Here is a 12,617-nt window from a genome sequence, read left to right as displayed (position 1 = left end):
TCGGCGTCCCTCAGGGAGGCCATTTCGGGTTTTCGGCCGGTACGCGCGCGGGGCGCCCGTCCGCGCGTGCGGCACCAGGAGGCCCTGGGGCGCGGCGTGTACGAAAGGGGCCCGAGGAGCAGACGCTCCTCGGGCCCCTTCGGCTGGGCGGCCACGGTGCGCGCGGAGCGCGCCCGGCCTCCCGCGGTCGGTCAGCCGCCCAGCGGCAGGCCCTTCGGCAGCGGGCCGGTGGGCAGGCCGCCCTCGGTCGCGCCCTTGGCGGTGCTGCCGAGGAGGCCGCCCGCGTCGCCCGTGGCCTTCTGCGCGGCCGGGAGGGCGGTCTTGCCGGCCTTGCCGACGACCTTGCCCGCGGCCGGCACGGCCTTCTTCACGGCCTTGCTGCCGGCGTCGCCCGCCACGTTGGTCGCCTTCTGCGAGGCGCCGTCCACCGCGTTGCCGAGCTGTCCGCCGTCGACGGCGGACAGCCCGCCCAGAGCCGGGGCGCTCGGCAGGGCCGCCGCGCTCGCGGCACCGGCCGCGCCGATCACCGGAGCTGCCGCTGCGACCAGAAGCGCGGCCCGGGCGATCCGACGCGAGAGGGGGAGAGACATGTTGCTCCTTCGACGGGAGAGATAAGAACGCTTGCTGTCCGGCGACCGGACGCAGTGACTACCGCGTGAGCCCCCGGAAGGTTGCGGTGCGCCCAGGTAAAGAATCTGCAATGCGTCGCATTATCGGCTCTGCCGAAAACCGGGCGAAAACGGTGGCCCAGGAATGGTGGAGGAAACGTCACTCCCCTTGAGTCACAAGGGAGTTGACTCGATTGAGTGTGCGTCACCTTGACGGGTTGCACACCTCATTCGGCGGCACTGCGCATGCCGCCTTCGAGGGACCCGGCGCACTATTGCGCGGTGGTGATTCGTACATCCGTGGCGGCGGCGTCGGCGGACTTCTGCCAGCCGTCGCCGGAATGCGCCGACGCCCACCGCCGGCCGCCGAAGGAGACGCTCTCGATCCGCAACTCCTCCGCGTGCGCCACCGCCCACCGCGCCAACTCCCAGCCGCGCCGCGGCCCGTCGGACCCGCCGCTCCCCTTCACCGGCACCGTGACCGTATGCGCGCCCGTGCCGGACCCGGTCCCCTCGACCGGGCGCAGCGCCATGCCGAAGTCGGTCCGCAACTTGGTCCGCACCGCCGACGCGGAACCCGGCTCGCCGTCGGACGGACTGGTCGTGCAGGTGAACGACGCGGCCGGCCGGCCGGTGAGCGCCGAGGCGAGCAGCGCGGCGTCCGCCGCGTGCTTCTCGTACGCCTCCGGGAAGGCGCTGTGCTGCACCCGCTGCGCCGCCACGGTCAGCGGCAGCCGCTCGTACCCGTCCACCTCGACCAGGTGGTCGTAGAACTTCCCCGCCGAGTACACCGGGTCGATGATCTGTCGCGCCGTGCCCCACCCCTGGGACGGCCGCTGCTGGAAGAGGCCGACCGAATCCCGGTCCCCGTGCTTGATGTTGCGCAGCCCCGACTCCTGCATCGCGGTGGCCAGCGCGATCGTCACCGCCCGCTCCGGCAGCCGGTGGGCGGAGCCGACGGCCTCGATCGTGGCCGCGTTCACGGCCTGCTCCGGATCGAGCGAGAAGTCCTTCCCGCCGGCCGCCGCGGTGCAGCGGGGCGCCCCCGGCCCGGCCGTCATGAAGTGGGCGATCAGATAGCCGGCCAGCGCCAGCAGAACGGCGCAGGCGGCGGCAAGGCGCAGCAAACGGCCCCGCGGTGCGGGGGAGGTGCGGGACATGGCGCATACGGTACTGGAGAGACATAAGAATCTTCTGTGCCGGATGAGACCGTATTTCAGCCTTGAGGCGGAGTTGAGGGGAGGGCCGGGCGTACTGTCCGAGGCCCCCGCTAGAGTCGCGGCATGGATCACGCCGCACTGGACCTGTCCCTCGACGCCGCAGCACTCACCGCACAGCTCGTCGACTTCCCCTCCGTGAGCGGGGACGAGAAAGCGCTCGCCGACGCCGTCGAGCACGCGCTGCGCGCCCTGCCGCATTTGAGCGTCGAGCGCGACGGCGACGCGATCGTGGCCCGTACGGACCTGGGACGCGCCGAGCGGGTCCTGCTGGCCGGACACATCGACACCGTGCCCATCGCCGACAACGTGCCCTCGCGGCTCGACGCCGACGGCGTCCTGTGGGGCTGCGGCACCTCCGACATGAAGTCCGGCGTCGCCGTGCAGCTGCGCGTCGCCGCCAACCTGCCGGCCCCCAACCGCGATGTGACCTACGTCTTCTACGACAACGAGGAGGTCGCCGCGGAGCTCAGCGGGCTGAAGCGGCTCGGCGACCACCACCCCGAGTGGCTGGCGGGCGACTTCGCGGTGCTGCTGGAGCCCACCGACGGCCGGGTCGAGGGCGGCTGCAAGGGCACCCTGCGGGTCCGCGTCGAGACGACCGGCAAGCGCGCCCACTCCGCGCGCGACTGGCTCGGCGACAACGCCATCCACAAGGCCGCGCCGATCCTCGACCGGCTCGCCGGCTACGAGGCGCGGCACGCGGAGATCGACGGCCTGCTCTACCGCGAGTGCCTCAACGCCGTGCTGATCGAGGGCGGCAACGCGGGCAACGTCATCCCCGACGCCTGCGCCGTGATCGTCAACTTCCGCTTCGCGCCCGACCGCGACGAGGCCGCGGCCCTCGCGCACGTACGGGAGGTCTTCGACGGCTTCGAGGTCGTCCTGACCGACAGCGCGCCCGGCGCGCTGCCCGGGCTCGCGCACCCGGCCGCGGCGGCGTTCGTCGACGCGGTCGGCGCCGAGGTCGCCGCCAAGGACGGCTGGACCGACGTCGCGCGCTTCTCCGCGCTCGGCGTGCCCGCCGTGAACTACGGCCCCGGCGACCCGAAGCTGGCCCACACCCGCGAGGAGCACGTCGCGACCGCGGCCGTGCTGGAGGCCGAAGAGCGGCTGCGCGCCTGGCTGTCTCGCTGAAGTGGCCCTGCGCGAAACCCTTGTGGGCCTACCCTGAACTGCAAAGATCCGCAGCAGAGGGAGCACAGTATGGGGAACCCCGAAGGAGCGCGCGCACAGCACGAACAGCGCCGGGGACCGGTGGTGCGCCGAAAGGACCAGATGCAGCCGGGGACCACCGACCAGCACCTGCTGGACACCCATGGGGCGACGGACTGGTTGCACGAGGACCCGTTCCGGGTCATGCGCATCCAGTCCGAGTTCGTCGAGGGCTTCGGCGCGCTCGCCGAACTCCCGCCCGCCATCAGCGTCTTCGGCTCGGCCCGTACGCCCAAGGACTCGGCGGAGTACGAGGCCGGGGTGCAGATCGGGCGCGGGCTGGTCGAGGCCGGCTTCGCGGTGATCACCGGCGGCGGGCCGGGCGCGATGGAGGCGGCGAACAAGGGGGCGACGGAGGCCGGCGGCGTCTCCGTGGGCCTGGGCATCGAGCTGCCCTTCGAACAGGGGCTCAACCCGTACGTGAACATCGGCGTCGACTTTCGGTATTTTTTCGTCCGAAAAACGATGTTTGTGAAGTACGCGAGCGGGTTCGTCGTGCTGCCCGGCGGGCTGGGCACCCTGGACGAGCTCTTCGAGGCGCTCACCCTCGTCCAGACGAAGAAGGTCACCCGCTTCCCGATCGTGCTCTTCGGCACGGAGTACTGGCAGGGCCTGGTCGACTGGGTGACGCACACGCTGATCGCCCAGGGCAAGGCGGCGGAGCGGGACCTGGAGCTCTTCCACATCACGGACGACATCGACGAGGCCATCGCCCTGGTCACGAAGGAAGCGGGGGCCTGAGCCCGGGCGCGGGGGCCTGAACCGGCCGCAGGGGCGGGCTGTCGGGGCGCTCGGCTGGGCGTCTCGGCCCGCCTGGGGGCCTTGGGGCCGGGACCCCGGCTACGCGGCCCCCGGCCCGTCCGTACGGCTCAGGCGAGCCCCCGGCGGGCCACCGCCGGGGGCCGGTGGCCCGCGATGGAGGCCACCATGTCCAGCACCTGCCGCGTCTCGGTGACCTCGTGCACGCGGTACACCTGAGCGCCGAGCCACGCCGAGACCGCCGTCGTCGCGAGCGTTCCGATCAGCCGCTCCTTGACCGGCCGGTCGAGCGTCTCGCCGACGAAGTCCTTGTTCGACAGCGATACGAGCACGGGCCAGCCCGTCTCGGCCATCTCCTCCAGCCGCCTGGTCGCCTCCAGCGAGTGCCGGGTGTTCTTCCCGAAGTCGTGTCCCGGGTCGATCATGATCGCGTCGCGCCGCACGCCCAGCTCCACGGCGCGCTCGGCCAGCCCGAGCGTCACCCGCAGAATGTCCGCCATCACGTCCTCGTAGGCGATCCGGTGCGGCCGCGTCCGGGGCTCGGCCCCGCCCGCGTGCGTGCACACCAGCCCCGCCCCATGGCGGGCCGCGACCTCGGCCAGCGCCGGATCCACCCCGCCCCACGCGTCGTTGAGCAGATCCGCGCCCGCCTCGCAGACCGCCTCGCCGACCTCGTGCCGCCAGGTGTCGACGCTGATCACCACGTCCGGATGGAGCTTGCGCACCTCGGCCACGAAACCCGCCGTGCGCCGCACCTCCTCCGCGGCGCTCACCTCCTCGCCGGGGCCGGCCTTGACCCCGCCGACGTCGATGATGGCGGCGCCCTCCGACACCGCCCGCTCGACGCGTTCGAGCGCCGGGCCGTCGCTGAAGGTGGCGCCCTGGTCGTAGAAGGAATCCGGCGTCCGGTTCACGATCGCCATGATCACGGGTTCGTGTTCCCCGAACTCGCGCCGTCCCAGCCGCAGCATTCCGTAACTCCTTCGCACGTGGTCCGGCAGCGACCTTAACCCTCTGCGGCTCCCAGCCCTTCGAGCTCTGCCCCCTCCCGGCCCGGCGGGGCCGGGGAGCCGCGCGTGAGGGACCGTTGTCAGTGCGGCATGGCACGATCGGGACGGACGGAAGACGTACGCCGGGCCGGCCCACGGGGCGCCGGCCGATGGGGTGCGGGCGCACTGCGGGGAGATGGTCGTGTTCTGGTTCTTTCTCATCGCGCTGGTCGTGGTGGTGGGCGCGGTCACGCTCGCCGTCGCGGGCGGCGACGGCGGTGGCGGCGTGCTGGGCGAGGCCGAGCCGGACCGGATCGGCGATCCGCTGCCCGAGGACCGGCCGCTGCACCGCACCGACGTCGAGTCGCTGCGGCTGCCGATCGGCCTTCGCGGCTACCGCATGGCGGAGGCCGACGACGCCCTCGACCGGCTGGCGGCCGAGCTCACCGAGCGCGACTCCCGGATCGCCGAGCTGGAGGCCGCCCTCGCGGGCGCGCAGGCCGCCGCGGTCGGCGGCCCGGAGCTGCTCAAGGGCGAGTTGCCCAGCACCGCCGAGCCCGACCGGCCGGACGAACCGGGCGCGCAGGACCAGGGAGCCGCGTCATGAGCGGCGTGGCGTACGGCCCGGACGGGGTGCCGCGCTGCCCCTGGGGGATGGAGGCCGACTCGATGGCCGACTACCGCGCGTACCACGACACGGAGTGGGGCCGTCCGGTGCACGGGGACGACGCGCTGTACGAGCGGATGTGCCTGGAGGCGTTCCAGTCGGGGCTGTCCTGGATCACGATCCTGCGCCGCCGGGAGGGGTTCCGGGCCGCGTTCGCGGACTTCCGGATCGAGAAGGTCGCGGCCTTCACGGACGCGGACGCGGAGCGGCTGCTCGCCGACGCCGGCATCATCCGCAACCGCGCCAAGATCGCGGCCACGATCAGCAACGCCAAGGTCGCCGCGGAGCTGCCGGCCGGCGAGCTGGACGCGCTGATCTGGTCGTACGCGCCCGAGCGGGCCGGCCGCCCGGTCCCGCGCACCTTCGCCGATGTGCCGCCGATCACACCGGAGTCGACGGCACTGGCCAAGGACCTTAAGAAGCGCGGCTTCCGCTTCGTCGGCCCCACGACCGCGTACGCCCTCATGCAGGCCTGCGGCCTCGTCAACGACCACTTGGCGGCCTGCCACGTGCGCGACGCGGTGGACAGGGCCTGACGGGGCTCAGGGCCCCGTCAGGGGCGGGCGTCCCGGTGTCAGCGGCCCAGGTACGTCGGCTTCTCCTTCTTCACGAAGGCCGCGACCGCGATGCCGTGGTCCGCCGAGGCCCCCGCGCGCGTCTGGAGCTCGTCCTCCTTCTCCAGCGTTTCGGTGAGGCCGTGGCCGCCGGCGTAGGCCAGCGACTCCTTGATCGCCGCGTACGCGGCGGTCGGTCCCGCGGCGAGCCGGCGCGCCACGGCCTCGGCCTCGGCGGCCAACTCGGCGGCGGGGACGACCTTGTTGGCGATCCCCAGCTCGTACGCCTCCTGGGCGCCGACATTGCGCGGGAAGAGCAGCAGGTCGGCGGCGCGGCCGTGACCGATGAGGCGCGGCAGCGTCCAGGAGACGCCCGAGTCGGCGGTGAGCGCGACCCCGGCGAACGAGGTGTTGAAGGAGGCGGTGTCCGCGACGACCCGGTAGTCGGCGGCGAGCGCGAACCCGGCTCCGGCCCCCGCCGCGACTCCGTTGACCCCGGCCACGACCGGCTTCGGCATCTCGGCGAGCGCGGTGACGATGGGGTTGTAGTGCTCACGCACGGTGCTCATCGTGCGGCTCTCGCCGTGCTCGCTGTCCTCGCTCAGCAGGCCGATGTGCTCCTTGAGGTCCTGGCCCACGCAGAAGGCGCGCCCGGTGGCGGTCAGCAGGACGGCCCGCACCGCCGGGTCCGCCGCCGCCTGCCCCACGCTGTCGCGGAGCGCGACCTTCGCCTCCGTGTTCAGCGCGTTCATGGCGTCGGGTCGGTTCAAGGCGATCGTCGCGAGTCCGTCGGTCACCTCGTAGAGCACGGTGTCGGCCATGGTGCATCCCTTCCCTCGGGGCTCGGTACGCGCCGCGGCGGTCCGCGGCGGCGGCGCGCAGCGCTCAGCATGCCGGAGATCGCCGGAGGTGGACATGTGACCTGCGTCAAAGAATCGGGCCGGGACAGGCACGCGATGGCGGCGCAGTATCGCAGTCGGATCGCCGAATTGGGTGGTTTTGCGCGAGCGCGTTGCACAAGGGATGCCGACCGATGTTGGTCATCGGGTCGTTCGATGCGGGATAATGGCCTTGAAGCAATGTGTTCGATGCCGGTGACACCTGGGTTGTCGGCTGCGATGAGCTGGTTTCAGGAAGGGGAACGAGCATGGCGGCCATGAAGCCGCGGACGGGCGACGGCCCGCTCGAGGTGACCAAGGAGGGGCGGGGCATCGTCATGCGCGTTCCGCTCGAAGGCGGCGGTCGGCTTGTCGTCGAGCTGACACCGGACGAGGCGGACGCCCTCGGGGATGCCCTGAAGAAGGTCGTCGGCTGACACATTTGGCCCGCGTTTTTCTGCGCTGCCCTGCCGTTCCGGTGTGAACCGAGCGGTGGGGCGGTGGCATTTTCGCCGCCCTTCCGTTGTTCCCGGGTTCCCGGCGCACGATTCCTGAACGCCCCTTGTGGCGTGCCCCTTGCTGGATTGTCCGAATTTCCGTGGCCGGTTCTTTCGCGCCCGGTGCATTCGCGGCCGGTTCGGCGGTCTGGGGGACCGATCTGGGTCTGGGGCAGCGGCTTGGCTCGGCAGCCGATCAGGGGCGCTTGACGGCGCACAGCAGGCCGTCGCCCACCGGCAGCAGCGACGGCAGCAGGGCCGTCGACTCACGTACGGCCCGCAGCAGTTCCCGCAGCCGCTGCACCTCGGCGGGCTGGGCTGCGGAGTCCACGGTGCGGCCGTCGGCGAACACGCCCTCGAAGCAGACCAGCCCGCCGGGTCTCAGCAGACGCAACGATTCGGCGAGGTAGTCGAGGCACTCCAGCCGGTCACCGTCGCAGAAGACCAGGTCGTAGCCGCCGTCGGCGAGACGCGGCAGGACCTCCAGGGCGCGGCCGGGGATGAACCGGGCCCGGTTGCCCGCGAACCCCGCCGCCCGGAACGCCTCGCGGGCGAACTGCTGCCGCTCCGGCTCGCTGTCTACGGTGGTCAGGACGCCGTCCGGGCGCATGCCGTGCAGCAGGTGGATGCCGGACACCCCGGTGCCGGTGCCGATCTCGGCGACGGCCTTGGCGTCCACCGTGGCGGCGAGCAGGCGCAGCGCGGCGCCGGTGCCGGACGACACCGAGTGGAGACCTGCCTCACGAGCCCGGTCCCGGGCCCAGCGCAACACCTCGTCCTCGGCGACGAACGCATCCGCGAATGCCCAGCTCGTCTGCCGGTTGCCGGTAATGGCCCTCTCCTCTGTCCCCGTCGTCCACGCAACCGTGACTGTATCCGCTGCCCACGGGAACCCGCAGATGGGACCGGGCGTTGGTAAGGGGTGGGGGAAGCCGATGAACCTGGACCAAATGCAGGTCAAAAATGCTTATCCGGAGCTAACGGGCGAGGTGGATATGGTAGGGGCTCTACTGGACACCGCCAGAGCCGATAGGGGAGGTGCGGCTTCGGCCGGCGACCGCAAGGGAGTGCTGAGGCGCTTCCGGAGGTCCTCCGGCGAGCCGAAATCCGTGACCAACACCGCTGACCGTTCCCGCACCGCAAACTCCGCAGCCACCGCGACTTTCGCCACCGATGCGGATGCGCCGGCGTGGACCCCTCCCACGTGGGAGGAGATCGTCAGCACGCACAGCGCACGGGTTTACCGCCTCGCGTATCGCCTCACGGGAAACCAGCACGACGCCGAGGACCTCACGCAGGAGGTCTTCGTCCGGGTCTTCCGCTCGCTGTCCACGTACACCCCGGGCACGTTCGAGGGCTGGCTGCACCGCATCACCACCAACCTGTTCCTCGACATGGTCCGCCGCCGCCAGCGCATCCGCTTCGACGCGCTCGGCGACGACGCGGCGGAGCGGCTCCCCAGTCGCGAGCCCTCCCCCCAGCAGCACTTCAACGACACCCACTTCGACGCCGACGTCCAGCAGGCGCTGGACACGCTCGCGCCGGAGTTCCGCGCGGCCGTCGTGCTCTGCGACATCGAAGGGCTGTCCTACGAGGAGATCGCCGCCACCCTCGGCGTGAAGCTCGGCACCGTGCGCAGCCGCATCCACCGCGGCCGCTCGCACCTGCGCAAGGCTCTCCAGCACCGCTCGCCCGCCGCCCGGGCCGAGCAGCGTGCCGTCGCGACCGTGGCTCCGCTGAGTGGGGAGGTAGGAATCGCGTGACCGGATCAGGCGGTCAGTCCCCCGCCGAGCAACATCTCGGCGACCGCCTCGCGGCCCTGGTCGACGGGGAGTTGGGGCACGATTCTCGGGAGCGGGTGCTCGCGCACCTGGCTACGTGCGGAAAGTGCAAAGCGGAGGCCGACGCCCAGCGCCGGCTCAAGAGCGTGTTCGCCGAGACCGCGGCGCCGCCGCCCTCGGAAGGTTTTCTCGCGCGGCTCCAGAGCCTGCCCGGCGGCGGGCCCGGGGACGACAGGGGCGGGCCGCCGTTCGGCGGCCCGGGAAGAGACGCCGCTCTCGGCGCGATGGGCGAGGGGCTGACGCTGCTGCCGGCGATCGCCCCGCAGCCTCGTGAGCGCGGCTTCCGCATCCACGAGGTGGAGCGGCCGGGCCCGCGCGGCAGGCGCTTCGCCTTCGCCGCCGCCGGCGCGGTCTCGCTCGCCGCGTTCGCGCTCGGCGGCGCGCTGCCGCTGGACGCGGCCATGGACTCCCCGAGCGCCCAGTCGGACGCGCCGGGGACCACGTCGTTCGGGACGCTCAACACCGACGGCGCCCGCCGGGAGATCGGGCTCGCGGCGGCTTCGCGGGACCGGCCCGGCATGTTCAGCGCGCCGGGGGAGCGGTTCGGGTCGTCGTTCCCGACGGCGACGACGCACGCGCAGCCGCCGATGGGCCCGTTCGCGGCGCCCCCGCGCCCCGGAAGCACGATTCCGCCGCTCGTACGGTCGGCCACGACGGTCGAACAGCCGGCGTCGGGCCCGTCCAACGTCCCCGCTCCCGTCCAGGCCCCGGCCGTCCTGCCGCCGGCCGACGCCGCTCCCCGGCTCCTCACCGCCAACGCCGCCTCCGCGCTCACCCCGCACCGCTGACGGCCCCCTGCGCGAACCCGCGCCGACCTGGTTGAATCTCCAGGTGGGCCATGCGACCGACCGACAGGCCCGAGCCGGGTCGCAGGCGAACTGTGGGGAGATCATGGACGACGCAAAGGCCACGGCCCCCGGGCCCAAGCCGAAGTGGTGGAGCCGTCCGCAGCAGGCCATGGGCTCCTCGGGGGCCCCGGGGGACGAGGCTGCGGGCGGGCCGCCCGCAGCCGGCCAGGCGGCTGCGGCCGAGCCGCCTGCGGCCGGCCCGGTCGCCGACCGGGCGCCTTCCGGCGAGCCGGCTGCCGCTGCCGCCCCTGCTGCTCCTGTTGCCCCTGCACCGGTCGCCGGTGAGCCGGCCTCGGTCCGGACGGAGCCGGAGCCGCCGCTTCCGGCGGCTGACGCACCGGCGGGCGGCCAGCCGCCCGTCGGTCAGCCCCAGCCCGACCGCCCCACCGTCAGCCTTCCGGCCGCGACTGGGGGTCAGGCCGTCCCCAGCAAGCCCCTGCACGACCCCGACCCGTACGGGACGCCCCCGTACGGTGGCCCCGGCCCGTGGGCGCCCGCGCCGCCCGTACAGCGGCCGACGGCGCCTCCGGCCGGTGGTCCGTACGGCCAAGACGGCCCGCACGGCTTGCCCTCCGACGGTTCGTACGGGCAGCCCGGCTCGTACGAGCAGCCCGGTGCGTACGGGCAGCACAGCCCGCACGGCAGTGGCATGACGGCTGCCGCCGACGGCTCGTACGGGCCGCACGGCGCTCACGGCCACAGCGCGGCGGGATACGGCGGTGCGTTCGTACCGCCGTCCGGGCCGCCGCCTCCGCCGCCGGCGCAGTGGCAGGGGTACGACCCCTGGGGCGAGCCGCGGCCCGAGCCGCCGGAGGGCAAGCCGTGGGGGCGAGGCCGGCTGACCGCCGCGATCATCGTCGTGGCGCTGGTGGCCGGCGGCATCGGCGGCGGCATCGGCTCGTACCTGGAGCGGAACGGCAACATCGTCGATGTGAGCCTCCCGCAGGCGTCGGCCGAGCGGACCAGCCGGGCCCCCGGTTCGACGGCGAGCATCGCCTCCGCCGTGCTGCCCGGGGTCGTGACGATCCATGTGCGCGGCGCCAGCGAGCAGGGCACCGGCACCGGCTTCGTGCTGGACAAGCGGGGGCACATCCTCACCAACAACCACGTCGTGGAGCCGGCGGGCGACGACGGCGAGATATCGGTGACGTTCAACGGCGGCCGGACCGCGAAGGCCACCGTCGTCGGCCGGGACAGCGGCTACGACCTGGCGGTCATCAAGGTCGCCGGAGCCTCCGGCCTGAAGCCCCTGGCCCTGGGCAACTCCGACTCGGCACAGGTCGGCGACCCGGTGGTCGCCTTCGGCGCGCCCTACGAGCTGGCGGGCACGGTGACGTCGGGGATCATCAGCGCCAAGGAGCGCCCGATAACGGCCGGCGGCGAGAAGTCGGACGGCAGCGACATCAGCTATGTCGACGCGCTGCAGACCGACGCGCCGATCAACCCCGGCAACTCGGGCGGCCCTCTGGTGGACGCGAAAGCCCGGGTCATCGGGATCAACAGCGCCATCCGCTCCGTGGGCGACGGCTCCGGCCTCGGCGGCAGCCAGGGGGGCTCCATCGGGCTGGGCTTCGCGATACCGGTCAACCAGGCCCGGCGGGTGGCCGAGGAGCTGATCAATACGGGCCGGGCCACCCACCCCGTGATCGGCGTCACCGTCGACATGGCCTATTCCGGCGAGGGCGCGCGGGTGAACACCAAGGGCGTGAAGGGTCCGGCCGTCACCCCGGACGGCCCCGGCGACAAGGCGGGCCTCAAGCCGGGCGACGTGATCACGAAGTTGGACGCGGCGCCGGTGCGCAGCGGCCGGGAGCTGATCGTCAAGATCCGCAGCCACCGTCCGGGAGACGTGCTGGACCTGACGGTCGAGCACGACGGGCAGGCGCGCACGGTGCGGCTGACGCTCGGCTCCGCCAGTGGCAGCTGACTCCGGGGCCCCAGAAGCCCGTCCGGGCGGCACGCCGGGCCGGAGCTTTGGCCTGATGTTGGTCCGGGTGTCTCCCGTACGGCACGCGCGGCCAGGTACCGTGATAGGCGGCCTGGCCCGTCGGCCACAGACGTATCAAGGAGCTGCAAGGTGTTCTTCGACATAGGACCCCTAGAGCTGGTCGCGCTCGTCATCCTTGCGGTGCTCATTTTCGGCCCGGACAAGCTGCCGAAGATGATCCAGGACGTCTCGCGGACCATACGGAAGATCCGGGAGTTCTCGGACAGCGCGAAGGAAGACATCCGCTCCGAGCTGGGGCCGGAGTTCAAGGACTTCGAGTTCGAGGACCTCAACCCGAAGACGTTCGTGCGCAAGCACGTCCTGGACAAGGACGAGCTGGGCCTCAAGGAGATCCGCAACGGCTTCGACCTTCGCAAGGAGATGGCGGAGGTCACGGACGCCGTGCACGGCCGCGAGGAGGACGTACCGCCGGCCGCCTCGCCCGCGTCGCCGTCCGCGCCCGCCGGCAGCGGTCCCGACCTGCTGAAGAAACGGGAGAAGCCGGCCGCCGACGAGCGCCCGCCCTTCGATCCCGACGCCACCTGATCCCCCGTATG

The 12,617-nt window shown here is 72.7% G+C and carries 13 protein-coding genes and 1 pseudogene; 9 read left to right on the top strand and 5 right to left on the bottom strand.

Annotated features, from left to right (window positions below; genetic code table 11):
- Positions 1-191 precede the first annotated feature (191 nt).
- Both AB0I22_RS03430 and AB0I22_RS03425 read right to left on the bottom strand, forming a co-directional pair.
- The gene (locus tag AB0I22_RS03430; protein ID WP_363128909.1) at positions 192-590 is read right to left on the bottom strand and encodes an ATP-binding protein; all 399 of its coding nucleotides are present in this window, start codon (positions 588-590) and stop codon (positions 192-194) included.
- A 290-nt stretch (positions 591-880) separates the two neighbouring features.
- Entirely contained in the window at positions 881-1,768 is an 888-nt protein-coding gene (locus tag AB0I22_RS03425) for a hypothetical protein (protein WP_363128908.1), read from the bottom strand.
- A 123-nt stretch (positions 1,769-1,891) separates the two neighbouring features.
- Here AB0I22_RS03425 and dapE point away from each other — a divergent pair, with 123 nt between their 5' ends.
- Positions 1,892-2,962 carry a succinyl-diaminopimelate desuccinylase gene (gene dapE, locus AB0I22_RS03420; RefSeq protein WP_363128907.1) on the top strand — a complete coding sequence of 357 codons (1,071 nt, stop codon included), beginning with the start codon at positions 1,892-1,894 and terminating at the stop codon, positions 2,960-2,962.
- Positions 2,963-3,031: 69 nt separating this feature from the next.
- The gene (locus AB0I22_RS03415) at positions 3,032-3,781 is read left to right on the top strand and encodes a TIGR00730 family Rossman fold protein (protein ID WP_363128906.1); all 750 of its coding nucleotides are present in this window, start codon (positions 3,032-3,034) and stop codon (positions 3,779-3,781) included.
- Between the two features lie 128 nt (positions 3,782-3,909).
- On the opposite strand, the gene folP is transcribed toward AB0I22_RS03415, so the two are convergent.
- A complete protein-coding gene (gene folP / locus AB0I22_RS03410) occupies positions 3,910-4,770 on the bottom strand; it encodes a dihydropteroate synthase (RefSeq protein ID WP_363128905.1) in 861 nt (286 codons plus the stop codon).
- 214 nt (positions 4,771-4,984) lie between these two features.
- On the opposite strand from folP, the gene AB0I22_RS03405 reads away from it, so the two are divergent.
- Positions 4,985-5,395, top strand: coding sequence for a DivIVA domain-containing protein (locus AB0I22_RS03405; protein ID WP_363128904.1), 411 nt, complete (start codon positions 4,985-4,987; stop codon positions 5,393-5,395).
- Positions 5,392-5,991 carry a DNA-3-methyladenine glycosylase I gene (locus AB0I22_RS03400; RefSeq protein ID WP_363128903.1) on the top strand — a complete coding sequence of 200 codons (600 nt, stop codon included), beginning with the start codon at positions 5,392-5,394 and terminating at the stop codon, positions 5,989-5,991. Before AB0I22_RS03405 ends, AB0I22_RS03400 begins: the two co-directional genes overlap by 4 nt.
- A gap of 38 nt (positions 5,992-6,029) precedes the next feature.
- Here AB0I22_RS03400 and AB0I22_RS03395 read toward each other — a convergent pair whose 3' ends face one another.
- Positions 6,030-6,830, bottom strand: coding sequence for an enoyl-CoA hydratase-related protein (locus AB0I22_RS03395; RefSeq protein WP_363128902.1), 801 nt, complete (start codon positions 6,828-6,830; stop codon positions 6,030-6,032).
- A gap of 326 nt (positions 6,831-7,156) precedes the next feature.
- On the opposite strand from AB0I22_RS03395, the gene AB0I22_RS03390 reads away from it, so the two are divergent.
- Entirely contained in the window at positions 7,157-7,324 is a 168-nt protein-coding gene (locus tag AB0I22_RS03390) for a DUF3117 domain-containing protein (RefSeq protein ID WP_003966491.1), read from the top strand.
- Positions 7,325-7,580: 256 nt separating this feature from the next.
- Here the strand turns inward: AB0I22_RS03390 and AB0I22_RS03385 are convergent.
- Positions 7,581-8,244 (bottom strand): annotated as a pseudogene (locus tag AB0I22_RS03385) (O-methyltransferase).
- A gap of 135 nt (positions 8,245-8,379) precedes the next feature.
- Here AB0I22_RS03385 and sigE point away from each other — a divergent pair.
- The 4 genes from sigE to AB0I22_RS03365 all read left to right on the top strand — a co-directional run bounded on the left by sigE (position 8,380) and on the right by AB0I22_RS03365 (position 12,606).
- The gene (gene sigE, locus AB0I22_RS03380) at positions 8,380-9,147 is read left to right on the top strand and encodes an RNA polymerase sigma factor SigE (RefSeq protein ID WP_363129096.1); all 768 of its coding nucleotides are present in this window, start codon (positions 8,380-8,382) and stop codon (positions 9,145-9,147) included.
- Positions 9,144-10,013 (top strand): zf-HC2 domain-containing protein, encoded by an 870-nt coding sequence (locus AB0I22_RS03375; protein WP_363128901.1) that lies wholly within the window; start codon positions 9,144-9,146, stop codon positions 10,011-10,013. The genes sigE and AB0I22_RS03375 overlap by 4 nt, the downstream gene beginning before the upstream one ends.
- A gap of 103 nt (positions 10,014-10,116) precedes the next feature.
- Positions 10,117-12,000 carry a trypsin-like peptidase domain-containing protein gene (locus AB0I22_RS03370; RefSeq protein WP_363128900.1) on the top strand — a complete coding sequence of 628 codons (1,884 nt, stop codon included), beginning with the start codon at positions 10,117-10,119 and terminating at the stop codon, positions 11,998-12,000.
- Between the two features lie 150 nt (positions 12,001-12,150).
- Positions 12,151-12,606 (top strand): sec-independent translocase, encoded by a 456-nt coding sequence (locus AB0I22_RS03365; protein WP_363128899.1) that lies wholly within the window; start codon positions 12,151-12,153, stop codon positions 12,604-12,606.
- The last annotated feature ends 11 nt before the right edge of the window (positions 12,607-12,617 follow it).

Source organism: Streptomyces sp. NPDC050610 (assembly GCF_040654875.1).
Taxonomy (GTDB): domain Bacteria; phylum Actinomycetota; class Actinomycetes; order Streptomycetales; family Streptomycetaceae; genus Streptomyces.
The sequence above is the reverse complement of the archived record's forward strand: the minus strand, read 5'-3'. Positions and strand labels throughout refer to the sequence as shown.

What these genes read in the sequence shown, in the direction of transcription:
- AB0I22_RS03370 (WP_363128900.1), top strand. Translation starts at nt 10,117, where the DNA reads ATGGACGACGCAAAGGCCACGGCCCCCGGGCCCAAGCCGAAGTGGTGG.
- AB0I22_RS03430 (WP_363128909.1), bottom strand. Translation starts at nt 590, where the DNA reads ATGTCTCTCCCCCTCTCGCGTCGGATCGCCCGGGCCGCGCTTCTGGTC.
- dapE (WP_363128907.1), top strand. Translation starts at nt 1,892, where the DNA reads ATGGATCACGCCGCACTGGACCTGTCCCTCGACGCCGCAGCACTCACC.
- sigE (WP_363129096.1), top strand. Translation starts at nt 8,380, where the DNA reads ATGGTAGGGGCTCTACTGGACACCGCCAGAGCCGATAGGGGAGGTGCG.
- AB0I22_RS03390 (WP_003966491.1), top strand. Translation starts at nt 7,157, where the DNA reads ATGGCGGCCATGAAGCCGCGGACGGGCGACGGCCCGCTCGAGGTGACC.
- AB0I22_RS03405 (WP_363128904.1), top strand. Translation starts at nt 4,985, where the DNA reads ATGGTCGTGTTCTGGTTCTTTCTCATCGCGCTGGTCGTGGTGGTGGGC.
- AB0I22_RS03415 (WP_363128906.1), top strand. Translation starts at nt 3,032, where the DNA reads ATGGGGAACCCCGAAGGAGCGCGCGCACAGCACGAACAGCGCCGGGGA.
- AB0I22_RS03425 (WP_363128908.1), bottom strand. Translation starts at nt 1,768, where the DNA reads ATGTCCCGCACCTCCCCCGCACCGCGGGGCCGTTTGCTGCGCCTTGCC.
- AB0I22_RS03395 (WP_363128902.1), bottom strand. Translation starts at nt 6,830, where the DNA reads ATGGCCGACACCGTGCTCTACGAGGTGACCGACGGACTCGCGACGATC.
- folP (WP_363128905.1), bottom strand. Translation starts at nt 4,770, where the DNA reads ATGCTGCGGCTGGGACGGCGCGAGTTCGGGGAACACGAACCCGTGATC.
- AB0I22_RS03400 (WP_363128903.1), top strand. Translation starts at nt 5,392, where the DNA reads ATGAGCGGCGTGGCGTACGGCCCGGACGGGGTGCCGCGCTGCCCCTGG.